We start from the raw sequence: 23,498 nt of genomic DNA on the forward strand, positions 1-23,498 counted from the left end.
CCAATTCTTCTAAACCCCCCTTTCCGTATTCATTCTGGCTGGCACATATTACCAGACAAACATATTTTTTATAACAAAACGGTAGGGGCCCTGCGCGGGAAGCGCAGGCCCAGACCGTTTCTGGTCGGCAACGAGACAAGGCAGCCGGGCAGGAGTAGCGGGAAGGCTGGTGAACGTCCTCTTGGCGGACAGCACTAAGCCAGCACCGCCCTTCGGGCTCAGACCCCTTTCTGCATGGGAAGTCGGCTCCGCCGACTTCCTGCGCGCAGCGTGGGCCGTCGGCCCGGCCCGATCTTCGTCGGCAACCTCGCTGGAACGTTTCTTCTCCTCCCGGCCCTGCGACTTCCGGTGCTGCTTCGGCGGGCACCGAAGCAGCACCGGAACGGGCAACAGGAGCGGGAGCAGGGGGTGGGGGTGCGGGGCGAGGGGTGGGCAGCGGTCCTCTCGGGCTGGGCTGGTTATGGGGTGGAGGGCTGCAAGATGCCGGTGGACTATGTGGGTTGGGCACATGGGCCTCGGGCGCCGGGCTTCCTACGTTGTGGCGACATCGTCGTCCCCGGACCGGAAGTGGTGACCCATGGCAGCATCGGTTGAGAGGCGCTCACTCCCTCGGGTAGTGGCGGCGAGTCTGATCGGGACCACCATTGAGTGGTACGACTACTTCCTGTACGGAACAGCGGCTGCGCTCGTGTTCGGGAAGGTGTTCTTCCCCAACAGCGATCCGCTGACAGGCACGCTCCTCGCGTTCCTCACGTACGCGATCGGGTTCGCCGCGCGGCCGCTCGGGGCGCTGGTGTTCGGGCACTTCGGGGACCGGGTCGGGCGCAAGCGGCTCCTCGTCGTGAGCCTTCTGCTCATGGGCGGATCCACCACCCTCATCGGGGTGCTGCCCACCTACAACAGCATCGGTGCCGCCGCGCCCGTGCTGCTGACGGTGCTTCGGCTGGTGCAGGGGTTCGCCCTCGGCGGGGAGTGGGGCGGGGCCGTCCTGCTGGTGTCGGAGCACGGGGACCAGCGCCGGCGCGGCTTCTGGGCCTCGTGGCCGCAGGGCGGCGCGCCGGCCGGGAACCTGCTGGCGGCCGGGGTCCTGTCGCTGATGACGGCGGTGCAGTCGGACGCCGCGTTCCTCGCCTGGGGCTGGCGGGTGCCGTTCCTGCTGTCGGCCGTGCTGGTGGGCGTGGGCATGTGGATCCGGCTCGCGGTCGACGAATCACCGCTCTTCCAGGCCGCGTTGGCCGCGCAGAAGAACCGCAAGACCGTCGAACAGCCGCCGCTGGTCGCCGTCCTGCGGCACCACTGGCGGGAGGTCCTCGTCGCGATGGGGGCTCGCATGGCGGAGAACATCTCGTACTACGTCATGACCACCTTCGTCCTCGCCTACGCCGTCAGCCACGCGCACTTCTCCAAGCAGACCGCGCTCAACGCCGTACTGATCGGCTCGGCCATCCAGTTCGCCCTGATCCCGCTCTTCGGCGCGCTGTCGGACCGCGTCGGCCGCAAGCCGGTGTACCTGGTGGGTGCGGTCGGCGTCGGGGTCTGGGCGTTCGTCTTCTTCGGCCTGGTGGACACGAAGTCGTTCCCCGCCCTCGTCGTAGCCGTCACGGTCGGCCTGGTCTTCCACAGCGCGATGTACGCGCCCCAGGCCGCCTTCTTCTCCGAGATGTTCGCCACCCGGATGCGCTACTCGGGCGCCTCGATCGGGGCCCAGTTCTCGTCCGTCGCCGCAGGGGCGCCCGCTCCCCTCATCGCCACCGCGCTCCTCAAGGACTACGGCAGCCCGACGCCGATCGCGGCGTACGTGGCTGCGGCGGCGGCACTCACGGTGCTCGCCGTCCTCTGCGCACACGAGACGAAGGGACAGGACTTGGCAGAGACCGGCGCCGAGACCGACGCCGAGACCGACGCCGAGGCCCCGGCGGCCGATACCACCCCGGTCGGCAAGCCCGCCACCGCGTGACGGCCCAGCCGCTACTATCGCGCTCCCGCCCCACTGCCGATTGGCGGCACGCACCATGAACGACCCCCAGACCGGCGCCGCGCCCGCCCTGCGGCAGTTGCTCGACCTGCTCGGATCCGGCGCCGCCACCGAGGACTTCGCCGAGGTGCTGGCCGACGCCCGCCGCCGGGGGGCGCCGGCCGCGGTGCTGCAGGAGATCGACGACGCCACCTGGCAGGCCCTACGGGTGCACCGCACGCTGCGCCAGCACCGGCGCCGCGAGGCCGAGTTGACGGCGCTGTTCGACACCGCCGGCGACCTCGCGGCGTCGCGCGACCTGAACACCGTGCTGCAGGCGATCGTCCGCCGCGCCCGCCTGCTGCTCGGCACCGACACCGCCTACCTGACCCTCCCGGACGAGGCCGCCGGCGACACGTACATGCGCGTCACCGACGGCTCGGTGTCCGTCCTCTTCCAGACCCTGCGGCTCAGCCTCGGCGACGGCCTCGGCGGCCTGGTCGCGCAGACCGCCCGCCCGTACGCGACCCCCGACTACCGCACCGACGACCGCTTCCACCACACCGGCACCATCGACGCGGGCGTACTCGACGAGGGCCTGGTCGCGATCATCGGTGTGCCGCTGCTGCTCGGCGGGCAGGTCATCGGCGTCCTCTTCGCCGCCGACCGCTCGCCGCGCGCCTTCTCCCCCGACGAGGTCGCGCTGCTCTGCTCGCTGGCCGCGCACGCCGCGATCGCCCTGGACACCGCCAAGTCGCTGGCCGACACCCGCGCCGCGCTCGCCGAACTGGGCGCCGCCAACGAACTCGTCCGCGCCCACTCCGCCGCCGTCCAGCGCGCCGAACAGGCCCACGACCGGCTCACCGACCTCGTCCTGCGCGGCGCCGAGGTGCCGGACGTCGCCGCCGCCGTCGCGGCCCTGCTGGACGGCGAGATAGCGGTCCTGGACGCCGAGGGCGAGCCGCTGGCCGGCCGCGTCGCGTCCGCCGCCGGGCTGGCCGAGGCGGTCGCGGCCTCGCGCGCCGAGGGCCGGTCCGTCCGCCACGGCGGCCTGTGGGTGTGCGCCGTCCTCGCCGGGCAGGACGCGCTCGGCGCGATGGTCCTGCGCGGCCGGCCCGACCTCGACGACGCCGACCGCCGGCTGTTCGAGCGGGCCGGCGTGGTCACCGCGCTCCTCCTGCTGCTGCGCCGCTCCGTCGCCGAGACCGAGAACCGCGTCCGCGGCGAACTGCTCACCGACCTCCTGACCGCCCCCGACCGCGACCCCGCCGGGCTCACCGCGCGCGGCCGGCGGCTCGGCGTCGACCTCGGCCGCCCGCACCTCGTCCTGGTCGCCGAACCCGCCGAACCCGCCAGGGCCGCCGGAGCCGCCGGAGCCGCCGGGAGCGCCGCCACCACCGACCGCGGCCGGCTCGCGGGCGCGGCCGGGCGCTACCTGTTCGGTTCCCGGGGCATCGCCGCCGAGAACGGCGAGACCGTCGTCCTGCTGGTGCCCGACGGCGGCGACCCCGAGGAGACCGCCCGGCAGGCCGCCGAACGGCTGGCCCGGCTGGCCGGCTTCCCGGTGACCGTCGGCGCGGGCCGCCCGGCCGCGGGCCCGCCGGCGATCGCCGCCTCGTACGCCGAGGGCCTGCGCTGCCTGCGGGCGCTGCGGGTGCTCGGCCGCGCGGGCGAGGGCGCGTCGGCGCGGGCGCTGGGCTTCCTCGGGGTGCTGCTCGGCGACGGGCACGACGTGGACGGCTTCGTCGGCGCGACGCTCGGCCCGCTGCTCGACTACGACGCCCGGCGCGGCACCGAGCTGGTCCGCACCCTCCGCGCGTACTTCGACTGCGGGGGCAGCCTGACGCGGGCCAAGGACGAGCTGCACGTCCACGTGAACACGGTGGTCCAGCGGCTGGACCGGGTCGAGGCGCTGCTCGGGCGGGACTGGAACGTGCCGGAGCGGTCGCTGGAGCTGCAGTTGGCGCTGCGGCTGCAACTGCTGGCGGAGGCGTGAGTCCACGGTGAGGGGTGGGGGGCGGACGGCTGACAGGTCCGATCGGGCTTGGGCGTACAGTGGCGAGGTTGGTCTCGAACGCCCGGCAAGGAGCGGCAAACGGTGAGCGAGAACGTACGTTTCGTTTCGTTGGGCATAGGCGAGCGCACGGTGCCCTACCAGGAAGCCTGGGAGGAGCAGCAGCGCCTGCACGCGCTGCGGGTCGCGGACGAGATCCCCGACACCGTGCTGCTGCTGGAGCACCAGTCCGTCTACACGATGGGCAAGCGCACCAACCCGGCCGACCTCCCGCTGGACGGCACGCCGGTGGTCGAGGTCAACCGCGGCGGGGAGATCACCTGGCACGGCCCCGGCCAGCTGGTCGGCTACCCGATCGTCAAGCTGCCCGACCCGATCGACGTCATCGCCTACGTCCGCCGGCTGGAGGAGGCGCTGATCCGCGCCGCCGCCGAGTTCGGCGTGGGGACCACCCGGGTCGAGGGCCGCAGCGGTGTCTGGGTGCTCGGCGACACCATCCCGGACGCGGTCGTGGACCCGTCCCAGGTGGTCGACATCGGCAAGCTCACCCTGCGGCTGGGCCTGCCGCTGGGCATCGACCCGCGGCTGGCCGGCCCCGAGTACGCGCCGTCCAACGCCGGGCAGCGCGGCGACGACCGCAAACTCGCCGCGATCGGCGTGCGCGTCGCGCGCGGCGTCACGATGCACGGCTTCTCGCTGAACTGCGCCCAGGACATGACCTTCTTCGACAAGATCGTGCCGTGCGGCATCCGGGACGCGGGTGTGACCTCGCTCTCCAACGAGCTCGGCCGCGAGCTGTCCGTCGGCGCGGCGCTGCCGGTGGTCCAGCGGCACCTGGCGGACGTGCTCGCCGAGCTGCCGGAGCCCGCGCTCAGTCGCTGAGGCTCCCGGCCACGGCCCCCGACGACCCGGGACGACCGGTGATCGCCGGGGAATCTACTGGCCGGTAGCTCTGTTGCCCTGCGATTGCAGGGCGGCACGCCCGGCGAAGCCCGTACAACCACAGGCGTACCCTGGGGGTACCCCGTCTAGTTCTAGGAGTCGCACGTGTCCGCTGTCGCACCCGACGGCAGGAAGCTGCTCCGCCTGGAGGTCCGCAACAGCGAGACCCCCATCGAGCGGAAGCCCGAGTGGATCAAGACCCGCGCGAAGATGGGCCCGGAGTACAACGCCCTCCAGTCGCTGGTGAAGAAGGAGGGGCTGCACACGGTCTGCCAGGAGGCCGGCTGCCCCAACATCTTCGAGTGCTGGGAGGACCGCGAGGCGACCTTCCTCATCGGCGGTGACCAGTGCACCCGCCGCTGCGACTTCTGCCAGATCGACACCGGCAAGCCCGCCGAGTTCGACCGGGACGAGCCGCGCCGCGTCGCCGAGTCCATCGTCACCATGGACCTCAACTACGCGACCATCACCGGCGTCGCCCGCGACGACCTGGAGGACGGCGGCGCCTGGCTGTACGCCGAGACCGTGCGCCAGGTGCACGCGATGACCGCCGACCGCGAGGCCGGCCGCACCGGCGTCGAGCTGTTGATCCCCGACTTCAACGCGGTGCCCGAGCAGCTGGCCGAGGTCTTCTCCTCCCGCCCCGAGGTGCTCGCGCACAACGTCGAGACGGTCCCGCGCATCTTCAAGCGGATCCGCCCGGCGTTCCGCTACGAGCGCTCGCTGGACGTCATCACCCAGGCCCGCGCGGCCGGGCTGGTGACCAAGTCCAACCTGATCCTGGGCATGGGCGAGACCCGCGAGGAGGTCAGCCAGGCGCTGGCCGACCTGGTCGGCGCCGGGTGCGAGCTGATCACCATCACCCAGTACCTGCGGCCCTCGCTGCGCCACCACCCGGTCGAGCGCTGGGTGAAGCCGCACGAGTTCGTCGAGCTCCAGCAGGAGGCCGAGGAGCTGGGCTTCGCCGGGGTCATGTCGGGCCCGCTGGTGCGCTCCTCGTACCGGGCCGGCCGGCTGTACCGGCAGGCGCTGGAGCGGCGCGAGCAGGCGTCGGTCTGAGAGCAGTCCTGAGCGGTCCCGAGCCATCGGAAGGGCGGAGCTTCGGCTCCGCCCTTCCGTTTTCACCAGGTTTTGACCGCCGGATCACGGACTGGTAACACGGGGTGGTGACGATGGACCCGACGAGGCCGTTCGGTCCTTCGTCGTTCGGTCCTTGGCCGTTCGGTCCGTCGTCGTTCGGTCCGTCGTCGTTCGGTCCTTCGTCGTTCGGTCCTTCTCAGCCACGAGGGGAGTTGCCCGGGATGCGCATGCGGATCCGGTCGGTCGGAGTAGCGGTGCGGTTCGCCGAGAGCGTCCTGATGGCCGGCGGGCAGCAGCACGCCCGGCGCAACGCCTGGGCGGCGGTCTGCGAGAACCGCCGGCACGCGGCGGACCGGCACCACGACGCCGCGGCGCCCGCCGGTGGTGCGGCGGCACAGCCGGCCCGGAGCTGACGGAAGCGGGCGTTTCGTCGCTGTCAGCGACGACTGCCCGGCACACGGGTCACGGTTCGGTGCGAACGGGTACCCGGGCTTGGAGTTCCCGTACCCGTGGCACGTACCATGAGCGTTATGGCGAGGGAAACATCCGAGAACCCCGGGCGGCTGAAGCAGATCCGCCAGGCGTACATCATGACCAAGAAGGTCGACACCAAGATCGGCCTGATCATCGCCGGCGTCGGCCTGCTGACCTTCGGCGTGTTCCTCGCCATCGGCTTCGCAATCGACCACCCCGTCTATCTGGGCATCCTGGGCTTCATCGTGGCCTTCCTGGCCATGGCGATCGTCTTCGGGCGCCGGGCCGAGCGCGCCGCGTTCGGGCAGATGGAGGGGCAGCCGGGCGCCGTCGCGGCGGTGCTGAACAACATCAAGCGTGGCTGGAGCTCCAACTCCACCCCGGTTGCCGTCACCCGCAACCAGGACGCGGTCTACCGCGCCGTGGGCCGGGCCGGCATCGCGCTGATCGGCGAGGGCAACCCGAACCGGGTCCGCCAGCTACTGGCCTCCGAGAAGAAGAAGATGGCCCGTGTCGTCGGCGACGTGCCGGTGCACGACATCGTCGTGGGCAACGGCGAGGGTGAGATCCCGCTGAAGAAGCTGCAGATCCACCTCATGCGCCTGCCCCGCGCCATCACCCCGGCCCAGGTCACCGAGACCAACGACCGCCTGCGCGCGCTGGGCGACCTGCTCTCCAAGGCGCCGATCCCCAAGGGCCCGATGCCCAAGGGCGCCCGGATGCCCAAGGGCGGCCAGGTCCGCTGATCCCCTCCCCCGTCGACACGAACGGCCCCGCCACTCCTCTGGAGCGGCGGGGCCGTTCGGCGTTCGCGGGCCTCGGCGAGATCCGGGCCTCGGCTAGATCCGGACCTCGGCTAGATCCGGACCTCGGCTAGATCCGGACCTCGATGGTGCCGACCGCCTTGTCGTGCAGGCCGCGGGTGTCGCGGTCCCACACCAGCGGCGGCACCAGGAGGCAGAGCAGCAGCGTGCGCAGCAGCACCTGCGGGATCGTCGCGCGGCGGCCGTCCTGCCGGACCACCCGCAGACCGAACAGCCGCTTGCCGACCGTCGTGCCGGAGGTGGCTAGCAGCAGTGCGGTGACGCCGAAGAACAGCGGCGTCGTCCACAGGTTGGCCGAGGACGCGGTGCCCTTGCCGAGCAGTCCGTAGGCGACCAAGGAGACCAGCCAGCCGTCCACGAACAGGGCGCCGATCCGGCGGCCGGGGCCGGCGATCGAGCCGGGGCCCTCCTTGGGCAGTCCGAGGCGCTCGCCGCGGTAGCCGAAGTCGGCGCCCATCTTCTCGGCGGCCGCCTTCGGGCCGTCGATCCACGATCCCAACGCTTCTCTGGTGTCCACGAATCCACACTAACCGGGCGGTCGCCGCGCGCCGCCACCGGCTCCCCCGTCGTCCGCGAGCCTTCCCCGACCGAGTGAATCCCGGTGACCGGGCTTACCGAATGGTCCAGACCACTTATCGGAAGACCTGCAGGCCGGTGGGGTGTTTTGCCCTGGACCGTACGACTTTGCCGCCCGTTCGGCGGGTGTGGTTAACATCTAGGAAACGAGCGGGTCACCGGTCGGAAACGGACCGTTCCTAGGGTGAGCCGCATTCGCACGCCGAGGAGGATGCTTTGTTCAACAACGCCGCCGAAGTGAAGCAGTTCATCCAGGACAACGACGTCAAGTTCGTCGATGTCCGCTTCTGCGACCTGCCGGGCGTCATGCAGCACTTCTCCGTACCTGCGGCGACCTTCGACCCGTCCGAGACCCTGATGTTCGACGGTTCGTCGATCCGCGGCTTCCAGGCCATCCACGAGTCCGACATGGCCCTCGTCGCGGACCTCGCCACGGCCAGGCTCGACCCGTTCCGGGCCGAGAAGCACCTCAACATCAACTTCTTCATCCAGGACCCGGTCACCGGCGAGGCCTACAGCCGCGACCCGCGCAACGTCGCCAAGAAGGCGGAGGCCTACCTCGCCTCCTCCGGCATCGCCGACACCGCGTTCTTCGGGCCTGAGGCCGAGTTCTACGTCTTCGACTCGGTGCGGTTCGACACCAGCGCGAACGCGTCCTTCTACCACATCGACTCCGAGGCCGGCGCCTGGAACACCGGTGCGGCCGAGGGCGACGTGCGCGGCTACAAGGTCAAGTACAAGGGCGGCTACTTCCCCACCCCGCCGGTCGACCACTTCGCCGACCTGCGCGCCGAGATGTCGCTGGAGCTGGCCAAGTCCGGCCTGGAGGTCGAGCGCCAGCACCACGAGGTCGGCACCGCCGGCCAGGCCGAGATCAACTACAAGTTCAACACCCTGCTGCACGCGGCCGACGACCTGATGCTGTTCAAGTACATCATCAAGAACGTCGCGTGGCGCAACGGCAAGACGGCCACCTTCATGCCGAAGCCGATCTTCGGCGACAACGGCTCGGGCATGCACGTCCACCAGTCGCTGTGGACCGAGGGCTCGCCGCTCTTCTACGACGAGCAGGGCTACGCCGGACTCTCCGACACCGCCCGCTACTACATCGGCGGCCTGCTGCGGCACGCGCCGTCGCTGCTGGCGTTCACCAACCCCTCGGTGAACTCCTACCACCGCCTCGTCCCGGGCTTCGAGGCGCCGGTCAACCTGGTCTACTCCCAGCGCAACCGCTCGGCCGCGATCCGCATCCCGATCACCGGCTCCAACGCCAAGGCCAAGCGCATCGAGTTCCGCGCGCCCGACCCTTCCTCCAACCCGTACCTGGCCTTCTCGGCGATGCTGATGGCCGGCCTCGACGGCATCCGCAACAAGATCGAGCCGCTGGAGCCCGTCGACAAGGACCTCTACGAGCTCGCCCCCGAGGAGCACGCGAACGTCCCGCAGGTGCCCTCCTCCCTCCCGGCGGTCCTGGAGGCCCTGGAAGCCGACCACGAGTACCTCCTCGCGGGCAACGTCTTCACGCCCGACCTGATCGAGACGTGGATCGACTTCAAGCGCACCAACGAGATCGCCCCGATCGCCCTCCGCCCGCACCCGCACGAGTTCGAGCTGTACTACGACCTGTAAGAGGCACGTCCCGCCCGCGGAATCGCGGGTGGATCCACTCCCGTATGTGCAGGCCGGCGATCCGTCGGCCTGCACATACGTCGTTCCGGGGTCCGGCGGCTGGGCGGTTCAGACCTTCCTGCCCAGCGTGTCGGTCTCGGCCAGGATCGTTCCGGTGACGGCGAGGTTGCCCTTGATCGTCATCCCGCCCATACCCGTGCCCGCCGAGACGTAGTTGAGCTCGTCGATGTGGACGTAGATGCCGTTGTGGAGCTCGAGTACGCCCTCGATGTCGCCGCCTCCGGAAACCGACAGCCCGTTGTACACCTGAACCCCGCTGTCGGTGGCTTCCAGCGCGCGCTCGCCTTCGTCGCTGACCTCCAAGCCCCCTTGGACGACGAGGCGGCCCTTCACCCGCCCCTGGCCGGCGAGCAGGTCGTCCAGGTCGGCCTTCCCGGCCTCGACGGTGCCCAGGTCGTTCTGCCCGTCCCGGACCCGGATTCCGGCCTTCGGGAAGTCGATCCAGCCGTCGTCGGAATCGCGGCCGTGCACCGACCCGGTGTTCACGCGCTCCACGTCCGCCGTACCGGCCGTGACGGTCCCCCGAGCGCCGGTCCCGTTCCGGATCTCCACCCCTTCCGGGGAGAAGTCGACGCGGCTCCTGCTCGGCGTCCCCTCGACCCACGGAGTGCGCGTCCCGCTGTCGAACTCGGGGACGAGCGCATGGACCGTGGTGGTGAGGAAGTAGCCCTGCGACTGTTGCCCCGCACCGGCCGTCCCGGCGATGAGGACGTAGGTGGTGCCTCGCTTCGGCGGGGTGGGCGGCGACCAGGTGTAGGACTGCTGAGTCACCTGCGGTCCCTTGGCCGCCGACTGGACGAGCAGCTCGTTCCCCTGCGGATCGCGGATCCAGTAGTCGAGGTTGTCCGGCCCGTCCCACCGCAGAACGACGTTCCGGCCCGCGCCCACGTCCACCAAGGAGTTGCTCTCCGGGCGGAAGTTGCGCGGGATCCTCGGAGCCTGCTTCACCACTCCGAGAGTGGTGGTGAAATTCGCCCGCCGGATGGGGATGTTGTCGTCACCGCCGCCGGACCGCTCGTGGATCTTCAGGCGGACCGGTCCCGCCAGGTCGGAAACGGGGATGTTCTCCAGGACCAGGACCAGCGACTCCTCGTCGGGCAGGGTCAGCCTTCCCCCGGAGGGGGCATGCGCTCTGAAGCGGCCGAGGGTGCCGTCCCAGCCGAAGGTCGGGTCTTCCTCCCGCCAGACCGTGTAGTCCTTCTCGATGCTCGCACTGATCGCCGTCGGATCACCCGTCAGGTCGTCGCGGCCGCTGCCCACCGGTATCTCCACGTCGATGAAGTCCCACTTCACCTCGGACTGGTGGGTGTTGGAGACGATCACGTACACCGTTCCCACCGACGGTGCCCCCGGCAGCGACGCCTGCAGCGAGGTCGGATCCGTGACGACGGCGTAGTGCAGCAAAGAGGGCACGATGAGGACTCCCTACCTCGGCGTTTCACACGATGCGGACGGCAGACACGCAGTGGAGGCTCGGTGTTGGCGGGTGCACGATCGGTGCGGTGACAGCATCGGGCGGGACGCTGGAAGTTCCGGGGCAGGCGCACGGCGCCGACACCAACAGGATTGTATGGATGGGCAGTTGAGGATCCACGATCCTGTATGACTGGCTCGAACACGGCCCCTGGTGACCGAAAGCCGAAGCAGAGGACACGCGCGGTACGGAGCCCGGCCCGGGTCAGGTGGGCTCGGGGGTGAGGGCCAGGAGGGCGAGGTCGTCGGCGAGGAGGCCGGCGTATTCGTGGACGTCCTGGGCGAGGAAGGCGACCACGCGGTCCGGGGACGTCGTGCCGAGGGCGGCGAGGCGTGGGGCCAGGGGGTAGAACGTGCCGGTGGCGTCGCGGGCCTCGCTGACGCCGTCGGTGTAGAGCAGGACGGTGCTGCCCGGCGGCAGGGCCACGGCGGTGGGCTTGCCGTGCTCGTCGGCGGGCGCCAGGTTGCCGAGGCCGAGCGGGAGTTCGTCGGGGCAGGCGATCGGGGTGATGGTGCGGCCGGCGAGCAGCAGCGGGGTGGTGTGGCCGCGGTTGACGATCTCCACGCAGTCGGAGCCCGGGCGGTACTGCAGCAGGACGGCGGTGGCGAACAGTTCGTCGTCGCCGCGGTCGGCGGCGTCGCGGAGCACCGCGCGGTCCAGCTGGTCGGCGATCTCGACCAGGTCGGGGGTGTCGTGCGCGGTGGCCCGGAAGGCGCCCAGCACGTCCGCCACCGTCCGTACCGCGCCGAGGCCCTTGCCGCGGACGTCGCCGAGCAGCACCCGCACGCCGAAGCGGGTGTCGCACACCTCGTACAGGTCGCCGCCGACCAGCACCTCGGCCTGGGCCGGGCGGTAGAGGCCGGCCACCCGCAGGCCGCCGGCGCGCTCCGGGACCGGGCGCAGCACGGTGCGCTGGAGCGTCTCGGCGACGGTGCGGGCGTGCAGCAGGTTGCGGTTCTGCCGGATCCGCTGCCAGGACAGGGCGGTGCCCATCACTCCGGAGAGCAGCGTCGCGATGTACACCCAAACGTGGTGCTGCTCGTCGATGTGGCCGGCCCGCAGGGCGAGGACGAGCTGGAGGGCGACCGAGCCGACGGTGGTCGCGGCGGTCACCGCCGGGCCGTAGCTGAACGCCGCGACGACGGGCAGCGCGGTGAGCAGGAACCCGGCGGCGACGGCGTCCGGGACGATCGCCTCGGTGAGGAGGTCCAGGACGAGCAGCAGGACGGGTAGCCAGGGCACCCAACGCGGCACCCTGGATTCCACGGCCGCCCGGAACGGCGGGCGGGGCGCTGCGGGCACGGCGGGAACCTCCTGGACCACCGGGCGGAATGACCCGGTTCGTCCCTCCATGCTCCACCACGGTGGACCCCGCCACGAATGGTCGAACGTCCCGGATGCGTGCGGTCAGGGGCGGGCGGCGGAGGGTGACGGGCGGAGGGCCGGTCGGCGCAGGGCCGGTCAGTGGCGGAGAGTGACCGGCCCCGGCGGGGGTCAGCGGACGGTGACCGGGAGCGTCTCGTAGCCGCGCAGGACCAGGCGGTCGCGGCGGGTGGGCACGCCGCCCGGGGCGAGCCGGGGGAAGCGGTCGAGCACGGCCGCGACCGCGATCTCGGACTCCAGGCGGGCCAGCCGGGAGCCCAGGCAGAAGTGCGGCCCGGCGCCGAAGCTGAGCGGCTGGCTGCCGGTGCGGGTCGGGTCGAAGACCTCCGGGCGGTCGTAGCGGGCCGGGTCGTGGTTGGCGGCGCCGATCATGACGAGCACCGTGCTGCCGGGCGGCGCGGGCAGGTCGTCGACGGTGAGGCCCTCGGCGAGCGCGATCCGCGAGGTCAGCTGGACCGGTGCGTCGTAGCGCAGCACCTCCTCGGTGAAGGCGGCCGGGGAGAGCGCGCCGGTCCGCAGGGCGGCGGCCGTGCCGGGGTGGCGGAAGAGCAGGGCGAGGCCGTTGCCGAGCAGGTTGGTGGTGGTCTCGAAGCCGGCCACCAGGAGGAGCACCAGGTTGGCCAGCAGCTCGCGGCCGGTCAGGCGCGCGGGGTCGTCCGCGGCGATCCGGGCGAGGTCGGTGACGAGGTCGTCCTGGGGGTGGCGCAGGCGCTCGGCGACCAGCCCGGTGAAGTACCCGGCCAGCTCGTCGGCGGCCTCGTCGGCGACGTCGAGCTCGGCCGCGTCCTGGACGAACTCCAGGGCGACGGTGAGGTCCGCGGCGAGGCCGCGGAAGAGGTGGCGGTCGCCCTCGGGGACGCCGAGCAGCTCGCAGATCACGCCGACCGGGAGCCGGTGCGCGAAGGCGTCCATGAAGTCGACCGGCGAGCCGTCCGCACCGGCCCCGGCCATCTCGTCGAGCAGCCCGGCGACCGCGGCCTCGACGGCCGGCCGCAGCGCGGCGACCCGGCGGGCGGTGAACACCGAGGCGATCAGCGAGCGGACCCGCGCGTGGTCGGGCGCCTCGCGCTCCAGGATCGAGCGGCCGAACAGGTCCAGCGAGGAGTGCTCGGCGAACTCGGGGGCCAGGCCGGCCTGCATCTCGGGCGTGGCGACGCCGAAGCCGGGGGTGCGCAGCACCCGGTCGGCGGTGCCGTGGCCGAGCGCCAGCAGGAATCCGGGCCCGGCCGGGGCGGCACCGCCCAGCTCGTGCGCCCGCGCGTACAGCGGGTACGGATCGGCCCTGCCCTCGCTGGTCAGAAGGTGCTCGACGATCGCCGCGCCGTCCATCCGCTGCTCCCCTCCCCGGCCGGTGTCCCGGGCCCGGACCGCTGTTTCCGGTTCGTGAACCACCGCCGGGTGCCCGGGAGTTCCCGGGGCCCGGCCGGTTCGGGTCCGCGGCCCGGACCGGGAGCGCGGCCGGTTCGGGTCCGCTGTCCGGACTGGGGCACGGCCGGTTCGGGTCCGCGGTCCGGGCCGGAGCGCGGTCCGTCGGGCACGGCGGCGCTCGGTAGGGTGGGCGGCATGGAGATCTGGATCAACCCCCGCTGCGGCAAGTGCCGGTCGGCGCTGACCGAGCTGGAGGCCGCCGGGGCCAAGTACACCGTGCGGCGCTACCTGGAGGACCCGCCGAGCGCGGCCGAGCTGGAGGCGGTGCTGGAGCGGCTCGGCCTGGAGCCGTGGGACATCACGCGCATCGACGAGCAGGTCGCCAAGGACCTCGGGATGAAGCAGTGGACCAAGGAGCCCGGCGACCGGGCGCGCTGGATCGCGGCGATGGCCGAGCACCCGATCCTCATCCAGCGCCCGATCATCACCGCGGACGACGGCCACGCCGTCGTGGCCCGGACCCCCGAGGCGGTCAAGTCCGTCCTGCCGTAGCGCGGCCCGGCGCCCGGGCCGGTCAGTGGAGCATGGTGCGCTCCACCGGCCGGCCGGGGTGCCAGCTGAAGACCCACAGGTGGCCGTCGGCCAGGCCGGTGTGCACCACCTGCTCCAGGTCGAGCCGGAACGCGTGGAACGGGCCGGGCGGCGGCTCGGGCAGATCGGCGACGTAGGCGGTGAGCTCGGCCTCGTCGGTCAGCTCCACGGCGCGGCCGGACAGCTTGGAGTCGCCGCCCGCCATGGTCTCGTCGCCCGGGTGCGAGTGCAGCGCGAAGCGGCCGTCGCGCTGGAGGTCGCGGGCCTTCATCGAGCCGTACATCGACCCGAGCATCGCGTCGGCGCCGATGAAGTCGACCTCGCTGCCGCTCACCCGGGGCGATCCGTCCTTGCGCAGCGTCGCCAGGACGTGGTGCTTGTTGGCCTCGAACCGGGCCCGTACCAGGGGCGCGATGTCGGGGGCCTCCTGCTCGAAATCCTGCCAGGTAGCCATGGCGCCAGTCTGGCACCGGGTACCGACGACCGCCCCGCCCCCCGCCCGCCGCCCGCCGCGAAGGCCTTGTCGGTGGGCGGTGCCAGACTGGCCGGGTGACCACCACGACCACGTACATCGCGTTCCTGCGGGCCATCAACGTCGGCGGCCGCACCGTGAAGATGGAGCGGCTGCGGGCGCTCTTCACCGAGCTCGGGCTGGCCGGCGTCCGCTCGTACATCCAGACCGGCAACGTGTTCTTCACGACGGACGAGCCGGACCGCGCCGCCCTCACCCGGCGCATCGAGCGGCACCTGGCGGAGTCGCTCGGCTACCCCGTCCCGGTGATGCTGCGCACGGTCGACGAGGTGGCCGCCCTGCTGGCGGCCGAGCCGTTCCGGGGCGTCGAGGTGACGCCGGACGTCCGGCTGGTGATCGCCTTCCTCTCCGAGCCGCTGCCCGCGGACCTCGCCGCGCCGCACACCTCGCCGAAGGGCGACTACGACGTGCTCGGGGCGGACGCCGGCGCCGCGTACGTCGTGGTGCACCTGAAGGACGGCAGGTGGGTCACCAACGACCTGTTCGACAAGCGCTACCAGGGCTCGGTCACCTCCCGCTTCCTGCACACCACGGAGAAGATCCTGGCCGCCGCCAGGAAATCCTGACCGGCCGGCGGAACCGCCGGCCGCCCGGTGGTGTCCTGCTTCCCGGGGGAAGGCGGGAACACCGGGCGGCTGGCGGCCGGAACCTGGACAGCCGGGCACGGCGCCGCCGACAATCGGGACATGACGCAGCCTGAGATCCGGACGCACGCCGTCCGGCCGTCCGAGGACGAACGGGACCGGGCCCTCGGGGTGCTGCGCGACGGCGCGGGCAGCGGCCGGCTCTCGCACGACACCTTCCTTGGCCGGATGGAGGTCGTCCTCCAGGCCACCAGCCGCGCCGAGTTGGACGCCGTGATGGCCGACCTGCCCACCGGCGGCCCGGTGGAGCGGTTCGTGCTGCGGACGGTGGGCCGGATCTCCGCGTTCGGCGAGCGGATCGGCCGGGCCTGGCGCATCGAGAGGCTGCCCGGACTGAACCTCCCGCAGGCCGGCGCGACGCAGTTGACGATCGGTCGGATCCCCGGCTCCGGGCTGCGGCTGCACGACGCCTCGGTCTCCCGCCACCACGCCGAACTGCGGCACGAGGGCGGCGGCTGGGTGCTGTACGACCTCGGCTCGACCAACGGCACCCACGTGAACGGGCACCGCATCGCGGGCGGTGTCCGGGTGCGCCCGGGCGACCAGGTCCGGTTCGGCAACCTGGAGTTCCGCCTCGCGAACGGCTGAGCCCACGGATGGGCGCACGGATGAGCGCACGGCGGGGCCCGCGGATGAGCGCACGGATGAGCGCACGGCAGGGCCCGCGGATGAGCGCACGGATGAGCGCACGGCAGGGCCGGCGGATGAGCGCACGGATGAGCGCACGGCGGGGCCGGCGAGCCGCAGCGGTCAGTGCGGGAACTGCCGGGGCGGGCGCAGCTTCGGCAGCTCGTCCTGGAACTCCCCGACGACGGTGCTGATCTGCCGCGTCAGCACGGTGCGTTCGAGCCGGTCCAGGTAGCGGTGCTCGGCGGCCAGGGCCTCGACCGTGACCCCGAAGTAGATCGCCATCAGCGGGTTCACGAAGAGCTCGCCGTCCTTGGTGCGGTCGGTGAAGCGGACGTCGCCGAACTCGCCGCGCAGCGCCGCCGCCACCGAGCCGTTGACGATGCTGGGGTGCTCGGGGAACGCGGCCCTGGCGTGCTCGACGGCGTCCAGGTAGAGCGCGCCCTCGCGGCTGTCGCGGGGGACGGAGAAGGCGCCGAGGTAGCCGCCGGCCCGGTCGAGGGCGGCGAGGTTCTCCAGCACCAGCGAGTGGTTGACGCCGTGGTAGGCGTCGACGCCGAAGCCCAGGCAGGCGACCAGGCGCTCCGGCACCTCGGTGAGGCCGGCCACCGCGCCGAGGCTGGCCATGTCCTCCTCGGGGGTGCCGAGCCCGGCCTCGTCACCGCGCATCAGGATGTCGGTGCCGCCGTCGACGAGGAGGACCGCGTCGACGCCCAGGTGGCCGATGAGCAGCCGGTAGGCGTCGCGCAGCGGTTGGACGCCGACCGAGGGGAACGCCCAGACGGCGTCGGGCATGCCGTGCAGGTGCAGCCAGCGGGCGAGGGTGCGCTCCGGGAAGTAGCCCTCGGGGGCCGCGGTGTCCGGGCCGATCCTGGCCACGTCGGGCCCGAACCACACGTCGCCGGGCAGGCCGTAGAGGTGGGTGAAGGAGAGGTTGGCCAGGTGCACCTCCTTGCCGGCGGCGCGCAGGGCGAGCGCGATGGGGAGGCCGGCGTAGACGTCGAAGCCGCCGCCGGCGCCCGCGACGAGGATACGGTCGGCGGCCAGCAGGCGGGTGATCAGCGGGGGTTGCAGCAGCGAGGTCACCGCCGGGACGGTAGCAGGCCCGTGCAACCGGGGCGCTGTCGGTGGCGGGTGCGAGGATGCGGGCATGACGCAGGAGACGCCGATGCCCGAGCTCGACCCCGAGGTGCTCAGCGAAGCCCGTGACCGGGCCCGCGAGTTGATCCGGTGCGGCTTCCAGGAGCCGGACGAGATAGCCGGGTCCCTGGCCGAACTCCTCGACGACCAGGGGCTGACGGAGGAGGAGGCGGAGCTGATCGTGGCTCCGCTCTGGGAGGAGCGGCTGGCCGAGCAGGCCGGCTGGCCCGAGGTCACCGACGTGGACCGGCTGGGCGCGGCCTTCGACGCTCTGGAGGGGGAGGGCGTCGTCGCGGCGATGGACTTCACCTGCTGCGCGAGCTGCGGCTACGCGGAGATCGGCGACGAGGCCGACGAGGACTCGCGCGGTTTCGTGTTCTTCCACCAGCAGGACACCGAACGCGCCGCCGCCGGGCAGGGTCTGATGCTGCGCTACGGCGGATTCCGGGCGGCCGGCGGGCCGGACGGGGAGGGCTCGGTGGACGCGGCGGCGCTCCGGACGGTGGGGATCGGGCGGGAGGTGGTGGCCGCGCTGACGGCGGAGGGCCTGTCGGTGGAGTGGGACGGCTCGCCGGACAGGGCGATCCTGGTCGCCCCGCTGGAGTGGCTGAACCGCCTGCCGGAGTAGCCGCCCACGCGTGCCCCGCATGCCCGCGCCTGCCCACGCGTGCCCCGCATGCCCACGCGTGCCCCGCATGCCCACGCGTGCCCCGCCTACCCCCGCCTGCCCACGCGTGCCCCGCCTGCGCCGGGGCCCGCACGCGGGTCACCGCATATGCCCGTGACACTGCCACGCGCGTAGATCGACGGCCTGCGAAAGGGCCCCGGGCTCAGTCGGGAAGGATCCCCCAGTCGCCCACCGGCCCCCACAGCGGCGAGGTGCAGCGCTCGTAGGTCGCCCGCCAGTGCGGCCAGGAGCGGGCCACGTCGTCGTCGCACTCGGCCAGCAGCCGGTCGACGACGGACGGCTCCACGCCCTCCAGCAGCCAGGCCAGCGCGTCGGCCGAGCCCGGGCCGTCGGCCGAGCGCAGCAGGTCCAGCAGCTCGGGCAGGCCGCCGACCCGCGAGTTGTCGGCGAACACCCCGGCCATCCGCGGGAGCAGCTGGCGCTCCTCGATCCGCAGGTGCGTCTCCAGCCGGGCCGCCAGGTCCTCGATCGCGTACGCCACCGGCCAGACGCTCCCGGTGTCCCGGCTGGCGATCCGGACCAGCGTGGTGACCCGGGTGAACGAGTGGTCGAGGTTGTGGTGGTCCGACTCCAGCCAGTTGAGCAGCAGCCGCAGCTCGGGCGCGAAGCGGCGCACGATCGGCCAGATCCGGGTGTCCTGCTGCTCGTGGTGGCAGGTCAGCATCGCCGTCACGAAGTCCCAGTGCCGCAGCAGCGCCTCGCCCTTGGCGTCCTCGCCGGGCTGCAGCAGCCGCAGCGCGTTGGGCAGGCGGGCGAGGTCGCGGCGCAGCGCGGCGTGCACCAACCGCAGCCCGGCGAAGCGGACCGCCTGTGGCTCCTCGTCCTCGGTCCGCTCGGGTGCGGTGACGGACGGCGGCGGCAGCAGGTGGATCGGCATGGCACTCTCTTCACGAATCGGCGGGTCGTGCGGATCACGGCCCCCGGAAGGCGGCCCCGTTCACTGTGCGTGCAGTCGATCAGAGGTGAATCAATGTCCGATTGACGCGCAGGTCACAGCCTTTTGCGCGGCCCGGCCGACGGCGGTGCCGCACGGCCGGGGAGAGTGCCGGATGAAAAGAACCGCCGGTGCCGGGGATCGCTCCCCCGCACCGGCGGTCGGTGTGTCCGCACGGACGGCGTCAGTCGGCCGCCGGGCCCGCCAGGTTCTTGGTGAGCCACTGCAGCGTGTCCGGGATCATCTTCTTGAAGTCCGAGGTCAGGTGCTTGCCGCCGGGCTGCTCGTAGTACTCGATGGCGACCGGCGGGGCGGCCTTGGCCACCCAGCTCTTGACCACGCCCTTCTCGTAACCGTTGGCGCCGCCGGCGGTGACCAGCATCTTCACGTCGGCCTTGCCCTGGGTGACCAGTACGTCGGGGTTGTTGGCCATCCGCTCGGCGTCGTGGCCCTTCCACAAGTGGGAGTCCGGGATGAAGTAGCCGTCGATCGGGACGGCGGCCTTGTACACGTCGGGGTACTGGAGCGAGAGCTTGGCGCTGCAGAACCCGCCGGTGGAGGCGCCCATGATGCCCCAGCTGTCGCGGCCCTTCAGGGTGCGGAAGTTGGCGCGGACCCAGTCCGGGATGTCCTGGGCCATCCAGGTCGCCATCTTGGGCTGGCCGGGGATGTCGGAGCAGTCCAGCGCGTTGTTCTCGTCGCTGTTGAAGTTCTGCACCGGCATGATCATGATGAACGGGTGGGCCTTGCCGGCCTTGACCAGCTGCTCGTCCTCCTCCTGGATCGGCAGCTGGTTGTCGGTCCAGGTGTTGTAGCCGTTGCTCTGGCCGCCCGCGTAGAGGGTGAGCACCGGGAAGCCGGTCTTCGCGTACTTGGGGTCGTTGTACTCGGGCGGCAGCCAGACCCACACCTGACCGGTGACGCCGGACTTCGGGCCGGCCAGCTTGGTCATCATGATCGGGCCGGCGGCGGTGTCGCGGACCTTGGTCAGCGAGGGCTGGCCGGTCGGCATCTGGACCTTGCCGCCCGAGGCCGGGGCCGCGCCGGTCGGCGCGGGGGCGCCGGTGGCGGCGGCCGGGTCGCCGGGGACCGAGCTCGTGCCGGCCGCGCTCGGGGTGCCGGCCGCCTTGGCGCTGTCCCCCTTCCCGCCACCGGAGCTCCCGCAGGCGGCGAGCGAGGCAGCCAGGGTGAGCACGGCGGCACCGGTCAGGACGGCGCGGGAACGGGACGACTGCCTAAGCACGGTGAGGACTCTCCGACCGATGACGCGCCCGGGCCGGCTGGCCGGGCGGCGGCCCCCGGGTGGGGCCGGACAGGCCCGGGGGCGCCTCGGCGCGGCCCCCGGAAGTGCGGCTCGCCGCAGCGCGCCGTCCTGCGATCTTATGACGTGGGCCGGGGCGGGCCGGTTGCGCGTCGGCCACCGGAAATCCAATGTTTGTTCGCGATCAGGTAAAACCCCTCACATGTCCCGTGCGGCCCCCGCCGGACGGCGGGGTACACAGCGGACAATGCGCCGGGCGACGCGATCTTTGGGTCCTTGCACCAGTGACGGCGGCCCCGCCGATCGGCGACGATCGGCTCAGAACCGAGCCGGCTCGGACCCGAGAACGAGGAGCGCCGCCATGTCCCAGCAGACCGCCGCCGACACCGGAACCGCCGCCGACACCGGAACCGCCGCCGGCACCGGGACCGCCGTCGTCACCGGAGCCGGCAGCGGGGTCGGCCGGGCCGTCGCGGTCGAGCTGGGCGCTGCCGGCTGGCGGCTGGTCCTGGCCGGGCGCCGCGAGGAGCCGCTGCGGGAGACCGCCCTGCTGGCCGGCGGCCCGGCCGCCGTCGTGCCGACCGACGTCACCGACCCGGCGGCGGTGGACGCGCTGTTCGCGGCCGCCGCCGAGCGCTTCGGCCGGGTGGACCTGCTGTTCAACAACGCGGGCGGCTTCGGCCCGGCCGTCCCGGTGGACGAACTGGCGGTGGACGCCTGGCGCGCGGTCGTCGACCTCAACCTGACCGGCGCCTTCCTCTGCGCCCGGGCCGCCTTCCGGCAGATGAAGGCCCAGGACCCGCAGGGCGGCCGGATCATCAACAACGGCTCGATCTCCGCGCACGTCCCGCGCCCGCACTCGATCGCGTACACCGCGACCAAGCACGCCGTCACCGGGCTGACCAAGTCGCTCTCGCTGGACGGCCGCCCGTACCGGATCGCCTGCGGGCAGATCGACATCGGCAACGCGGCCACCGACATGACGGCGGCGATGAGCGCCGGGGTGCGGCAGGCGGACGGGCGGATCGCGCCGGAGCCGACGATGGACGTGGCCGACGTCGCGCGCACGGTGCGGCACATGGCGGCGCTGCCGCTGGAGGCGAACGTGCAGTTCGCGACGGTGATGGCGACCGCGATGCCGTACATCGGACGCGGCTGACCCACCACTGTCACGTCACGCGTCACTCGTCACTCGTCGTGCGAGTGGCGGTAGCGCAACTCCCCGCCCTCCCCGCCCAGCCGGTAGACGCTGGTGGTCGGCCAGTACTCGCCGCTCTCGGCGCTGGGCAGCCGGACCCGCAGGAGCATGCGCAGCGAGGGCGGCGGGGCGGCGGCGTTGACGCGTTTGCGGTGGCCGTCCCAACGCCCGCCGCAGAGTTCGACGTCGAGGACGACGGGGGTGGTGCTCATCCCGCGATGGTGTCAGCGCTTTCGCCCGAAACGGGGGTTTGAAACAGTCGGTCCACCCGCAGGAGGGACCCCCGTCACACCGCGCTGACGCGGCCGACGGGGATCCCCGACCCGCTACGGCCGCCAGGTGTCGTTCAGCGCGACCGTCCCCGAGGAGGGCACCGTCGCCGTCCGGTTGGTGCCGGACTCCCAGGTCACCGCCCCGCTCGCGTCCTTGCGGACGTACTTGTACTGGAAGGACGTGCCGGCCGGCAGGGACAGCGCCAGCGACCAGACCGGGTAGCCGGAGGACGAGAGCGGCAGCGCCTTGGCCGGGTCCCAGGCGCCCAGCGCCGGGTTGTCACCGACGACGTAGACGTTCTGGCCGTACGAGGTCGTCGCGTTGACGTTGAACGACGCGCCGGAGGCGTTCGTCCCGGGCTGGACGTACAGCGCGACCGCGTCGCCCGCGCCGACCGTCGCGGTGAACTGCCCGTTCGCGCCGACCTGGTAGGTCGGGCCGGTGCAGCCGCCGCCCGGCTGCGGGTCGCCGTGCTGGACGTCGCAGTAGGTGCCGGCGGGCAGGCCGGTCTGGAAGGTCTGGGTGATCGCGCCGGTCTCGTGGTTGATCGCGACGTAGCCCCGGTTGCCGCGGCCGAAGGCGATCGCGTTGTTGCCGTTGGACCACCAGTCGGTGACGCCGGTGCCGGCGACGGCGTTGCGGAAGCCGACCATGTTGGCGATCTGCCGCCAGGCGTGGGTGCAGTTCCAGCCGTCCTGGTAGCAGGCGTTCACGGTGCCGCCGTTGGGCGGGCCGTCGTCGTTGTTGGTGAACGCGTAGCCGGAGTAGACGTTGGGCGAGCCGTAGGTCGAGGCGAGCAGGAACACGTTGGCCAGCGTGTAGGTGTTCCCGTAGGTGTAGTTGAGGGTCGAACCGTTGCGCTCGGTGTCCCAGTTGTCGATGAAGCTGCGCGCCTGGCCGCTCGGCAGGTAGCCCCAGGAGGCGCCCCAGCCGTTGAGGTTGGCGAGCTTGTCACCGGTGAAGACGCGCTTGAGGTCGGTGCCGACGCGGAACTCGTCGACGTCGCCGTTGCCGGTGTACTCGGACGGCTGGATCGGCTCGCCCGCGCCGTAGATCACCTCCTGCACCCAGAAGGCGTTGGGGTTGGCCATCTTGGCCTTGATCGCGGCCAGGTCGGAGGCGGCGATGTGCTTGGCGGCGTCGATCCGGTAGCCGTCGACGCCGAGCGAGGCCAGGTCGTCCATGTAGTGCGCGATGGTCTGCTGGACGTACGCGCTGCCGGTGTCCAGGTCGGCGAGGTTGACCAGCTCGCAGTCCTGCACGTTGGTGCGGTCCTGGTAGTTGCTGACCGGCTGGCGGCAGGTGTGGAAGTCCTGGTCCTGGTAGACGCCGGGGTAGTTGTACTTGGTGTAGGCGGTGCCGCCGGTGCCGGTGCCCGAGCCGGCCGTCATGTGGTTGATCACCGTGTCGGCGACGACCTTGACGCCGGCCGCGTGGCAGGTGTCGACCATGTTCTTGAACGAGGTCCGGTCGCCGAGCCGTCCGGCGATCCGGTAGCTGACCGGCTGGTAGGAGGTCCACCACTGGGGGCCCTGAATGTGCTCCTGGGGCGGTGAGACCTCGACGAACCCGTAGCCCTTCGGGCCGAGGGTGCTGGTGCAGGCCTGGGCGACGGAGTCGAAGCGCCACTCGAAGAGGGTCGCGGTGACGTCCTTGCCGTTGTCGGCGGGCGGGGCGGCCTGGGCGGTGGGGGCGCCGAGGCCCGCCGTGAACGAGAGCGCCAGCGCCGCCGAGGCGGCGAGCGCTCCGGCCGCGCGGGCGGGCCGGCGGGTCCTCCCCGCCGAAGGCCCGGGGGGGGGTGGGGGGGTGGTGTGCAACACGTCTACAAGAGG

Annotated in this window: 22 protein-coding genes; 12 read left to right on the plus strand and 10 right to left on the minus strand. The window is 72.2% G+C overall.

Annotated elements, in window-relative coordinates; all coding sequences use genetic code 11:
• Window positions 1-577: 577 nt before the first annotated feature.
• The 6 genes from ACFV4G_RS37380 to ACFV4G_RS37405 all read left to right on the plus strand — a co-directional run bounded on the left by ACFV4G_RS37380 (window position 578) and on the right by ACFV4G_RS37405 (window position 7,210).
• Window positions 578-1,957 (plus strand): MFS transporter, encoded by a 1,380-nt coding sequence (locus tag ACFV4G_RS37380; protein WP_380446946.1) that lies wholly within the window; start codon window positions 578-580, stop codon window positions 1,955-1,957.
• A 55-nt stretch (window positions 1,958-2,012) separates the two neighbouring features.
• On the plus strand, window positions 2,013-3,950 hold the full coding sequence (locus tag ACFV4G_RS37385) for a helix-turn-helix domain-containing protein (RefSeq protein WP_380446948.1): 1,938 nt from the start codon (window positions 2,013-2,015) through the stop codon (window positions 3,948-3,950).
• 102 nt (window positions 3,951-4,052) lie between these two features.
• Entirely contained in the window at window positions 4,053-4,850 is a 798-nt protein-coding gene (gene lipB / locus ACFV4G_RS37390; protein WP_380446950.1) for a lipoyl(octanoyl) transferase LipB, read from the plus strand.
• A 165-nt stretch (window positions 4,851-5,015) separates the two neighbouring features.
• On the plus strand, window positions 5,016-5,969 hold the full coding sequence (lipA, locus tag ACFV4G_RS37395) for a lipoyl synthase (RefSeq protein WP_363655648.1): 954 nt from the start codon (window positions 5,016-5,018) through the stop codon (window positions 5,967-5,969).
• Window positions 5,970-6,211: 242 nt separating this feature from the next.
• On the plus strand, window positions 6,212-6,403 hold the full coding sequence (locus ACFV4G_RS37400; RefSeq protein ID WP_380446952.1) for a hypothetical protein: 192 nt from the start codon (window positions 6,212-6,214) through the stop codon (window positions 6,401-6,403).
• A gap of 108 nt (window positions 6,404-6,511) precedes the next feature.
• On the plus strand, window positions 6,512-7,210 hold the full coding sequence (locus ACFV4G_RS37405) for a DUF4191 domain-containing protein (RefSeq protein ID WP_380446955.1): 699 nt from the start codon (window positions 6,512-6,514) through the stop codon (window positions 7,208-7,210).
• 127 nt (window positions 7,211-7,337) lie between these two features.
• Here ACFV4G_RS37405 and ACFV4G_RS37410 read toward each other — a convergent pair whose 3' ends face one another.
• On the minus strand, window positions 7,338-7,805 hold the full coding sequence (locus ACFV4G_RS37410) for an RDD family protein (RefSeq protein ID WP_380446957.1): 468 nt from the start codon (window positions 7,803-7,805) through the stop codon (window positions 7,338-7,340).
• A 275-nt stretch (window positions 7,806-8,080) separates the two neighbouring features.
• Between ACFV4G_RS37410 and glnA the strand changes: the two genes are divergently transcribed.
• Entirely contained in the window at window positions 8,081-9,493 is a 1,413-nt protein-coding gene (gene glnA / locus ACFV4G_RS37415) for a type I glutamate--ammonia ligase (protein WP_380446960.1), read from the plus strand.
• Window positions 9,494-9,601: 108 nt separating this feature from the next.
• On the opposite strand, the gene ACFV4G_RS37420 is transcribed toward glnA, so the two are convergent.
• From ACFV4G_RS37420 to ACFV4G_RS37430, 3 genes are all read right to left on the minus strand, one after another.
• Complete coding sequence (locus ACFV4G_RS37420) at window positions 9,602-10,966, minus strand: hypothetical protein (protein ID WP_380446962.1); 1,365 nt, start codon at window positions 10,964-10,966, stop codon at window positions 9,602-9,604.
• A gap of 265 nt (window positions 10,967-11,231) precedes the next feature.
• Complete coding sequence (locus ACFV4G_RS37425) at window positions 11,232-12,269, minus strand: PP2C family protein-serine/threonine phosphatase (RefSeq protein ID WP_380446964.1); 1,038 nt, start codon at window positions 12,267-12,269, stop codon at window positions 11,232-11,234.
• Between the two features lie 252 nt (window positions 12,270-12,521).
• Window positions 12,522-13,739, minus strand: coding sequence for a cytochrome P450 (locus tag ACFV4G_RS37430; RefSeq protein WP_380446966.1), 1,218 nt, complete (start codon window positions 13,737-13,739; stop codon window positions 12,522-12,524).
• 234 nt (window positions 13,740-13,973) lie between these two features.
• Between ACFV4G_RS37430 and ACFV4G_RS37435 the strand changes: the two genes are divergently transcribed.
• Window positions 13,974-14,330 carry an arsenate reductase family protein gene (locus tag ACFV4G_RS37435; RefSeq protein ID WP_380446968.1) on the plus strand — a complete coding sequence of 119 codons (357 nt, stop codon included), beginning with the start codon at window positions 13,974-13,976 and terminating at the stop codon, window positions 14,328-14,330.
• Between the two features lie 22 nt (window positions 14,331-14,352).
• Here ACFV4G_RS37435 and ACFV4G_RS37440 read toward each other — a convergent pair whose 3' ends face one another.
• On the minus strand, window positions 14,353-14,823 hold the full coding sequence (locus ACFV4G_RS37440; RefSeq protein ID WP_380446970.1) for a pyridoxamine 5'-phosphate oxidase family protein: 471 nt from the start codon (window positions 14,821-14,823) through the stop codon (window positions 14,353-14,355).
• Between the two features lie 95 nt (window positions 14,824-14,918).
• Between ACFV4G_RS37440 and ACFV4G_RS37445 the strand changes: the two genes are divergently transcribed.
• A complete protein-coding gene (locus ACFV4G_RS37445; RefSeq protein ID WP_380446972.1) occupies window positions 14,919-15,467 on the plus strand; it encodes a DUF1697 domain-containing protein in 549 nt (182 codons plus the stop codon).
• Window positions 15,468-15,587: 120 nt separating this feature from the next.
• Window positions 15,588-16,133: an FHA domain-containing protein gene (locus tag ACFV4G_RS37450; RefSeq protein ID WP_380446975.1), complete on the plus strand. Its 546-nt coding sequence runs from the start codon at window positions 15,588-15,590 to the stop codon at window positions 16,131-16,133.
• 162 nt (window positions 16,134-16,295) lie between these two features.
• On the opposite strand, the gene ACFV4G_RS37455 is transcribed toward ACFV4G_RS37450, so the two are convergent.
• Entirely contained in the window at window positions 16,296-17,258 is a 963-nt protein-coding gene (locus tag ACFV4G_RS37455; RefSeq protein WP_380446977.1) for a DUF1152 domain-containing protein, read from the minus strand.
• Window positions 17,259-17,322: 64 nt separating this feature from the next.
• On the opposite strand from ACFV4G_RS37455, the gene ACFV4G_RS37460 reads away from it, so the two are divergent.
• On the plus strand, window positions 17,323-17,940 hold the full coding sequence (locus ACFV4G_RS37460; protein ID WP_380446980.1) for a DUF6891 domain-containing protein: 618 nt from the start codon (window positions 17,323-17,325) through the stop codon (window positions 17,938-17,940).
• 202 nt (window positions 17,941-18,142) lie between these two features.
• Here the strand turns inward: ACFV4G_RS37460 and ACFV4G_RS37465 are convergent, their stop codons facing one another.
• Together ACFV4G_RS37465 and ACFV4G_RS37470 are read right to left on the minus strand one after the other, a co-directional pair.
• On the minus strand, window positions 18,143-18,877 hold the full coding sequence (locus tag ACFV4G_RS37465; protein WP_380446982.1) for a hemerythrin domain-containing protein: 735 nt from the start codon (window positions 18,875-18,877) through the stop codon (window positions 18,143-18,145).
• 241 nt (window positions 18,878-19,118) lie between these two features.
• Window positions 19,119-20,177 carry an alpha/beta hydrolase gene (locus ACFV4G_RS37470; protein ID WP_380446984.1) on the minus strand — a complete coding sequence of 353 codons (1,059 nt, stop codon included), beginning with the start codon at window positions 20,175-20,177 and terminating at the stop codon, window positions 19,119-19,121.
• 379 nt (window positions 20,178-20,556) lie between these two features.
• On the opposite strand from ACFV4G_RS37470, the gene ACFV4G_RS37475 reads away from it, so the two are divergent.
• Window positions 20,557-21,354 (plus strand): SDR family oxidoreductase, encoded by a 798-nt coding sequence (locus ACFV4G_RS37475; RefSeq protein ID WP_380446986.1) that lies wholly within the window; start codon window positions 20,557-20,559, stop codon window positions 21,352-21,354.
• A 29-nt stretch (window positions 21,355-21,383) separates the two neighbouring features.
• Here ACFV4G_RS37475 and ACFV4G_RS37480 read toward each other — a convergent pair whose 3' ends face one another.
• Both ACFV4G_RS37480 and ACFV4G_RS37485 read right to left on the minus strand, forming a co-directional pair.
• Window positions 21,384-21,605, minus strand: coding sequence for a hypothetical protein (locus ACFV4G_RS37480; protein WP_380446987.1), 222 nt, complete (start codon window positions 21,603-21,605; stop codon window positions 21,384-21,386).
• A gap of 114 nt (window positions 21,606-21,719) precedes the next feature.
• The gene (locus ACFV4G_RS37485) at window positions 21,720-23,390 is read right to left on the minus strand and encodes a carbohydrate-binding module family 20 domain-containing protein (protein ID WP_380446989.1); all 1,671 of its coding nucleotides are present in this window, start codon (window positions 23,388-23,390) and stop codon (window positions 21,720-21,722) included.
• Window positions 23,391-23,498 lie beyond the last annotated feature (108 nt).

It is taken from the genome of Kitasatospora sp. NPDC059747 (assembly GCF_042732955.1).
GTDB lineage: Bacteria > Actinomycetota > Actinomycetes > Streptomycetales > Streptomycetaceae > Kitasatospora.

Excerpts from the sequence above, each read along its gene's own strand:
- ACFV4G_RS37450 (WP_380446975.1), top strand. The coding sequence starts at position 15,588 with ATGACGCAGCCTGAGATCCGGACGCACGCCGTCCGGCCGTCCGAGGAC.
- ACFV4G_RS37440 (WP_380446970.1), bottom strand. The coding sequence starts at position 14,823 with ATGGCTACCTGGCAGGATTTCGAGCAGGAGGCCCCCGACATCGCGCCC.
- ACFV4G_RS37430 (WP_380446966.1), bottom strand. The coding sequence starts at position 13,739 with ATGGACGGCGCGGCGATCGTCGAGCACCTTCTGACCAGCGAGGGCAGG.
- ACFV4G_RS37465 (WP_380446982.1), bottom strand. The coding sequence starts at position 18,877 with ATGCCGATCCACCTGCTGCCGCCGCCGTCCGTCACCGCACCCGAGCGG.
- ACFV4G_RS37400 (WP_380446952.1), top strand. The coding sequence starts at position 6,212 with ATGCGCATGCGGATCCGGTCGGTCGGAGTAGCGGTGCGGTTCGCCGAG.
- ACFV4G_RS37385 (WP_380446948.1), top strand. The coding sequence starts at position 2,013 with ATGAACGACCCCCAGACCGGCGCCGCGCCCGCCCTGCGGCAGTTGCTC.
- ACFV4G_RS37475 (WP_380446986.1), top strand. The coding sequence starts at position 20,557 with ATGTCCCAGCAGACCGCCGCCGACACCGGAACCGCCGCCGACACCGGA.
- ACFV4G_RS37460 (WP_380446980.1), top strand. The coding sequence starts at position 17,323 with ATGACGCAGGAGACGCCGATGCCCGAGCTCGACCCCGAGGTGCTCAGC.
- ACFV4G_RS37480 (WP_380446987.1), bottom strand. The coding sequence starts at position 21,605 with ATGAGCACCACCCCCGTCGTCCTCGACGTCGAACTCTGCGGCGGGCGT.
- ACFV4G_RS37435 (WP_380446968.1), top strand. The coding sequence starts at position 13,974 with ATGGAGATCTGGATCAACCCCCGCTGCGGCAAGTGCCGGTCGGCGCTG.
- ACFV4G_RS37405 (WP_380446955.1), top strand. The coding sequence starts at position 6,512 with ATGAGCGTTATGGCGAGGGAAACATCCGAGAACCCCGGGCGGCTGAAG.
- ACFV4G_RS37380 (WP_380446946.1), top strand. The coding sequence starts at position 578 with ATGGCAGCATCGGTTGAGAGGCGCTCACTCCCTCGGGTAGTGGCGGCG.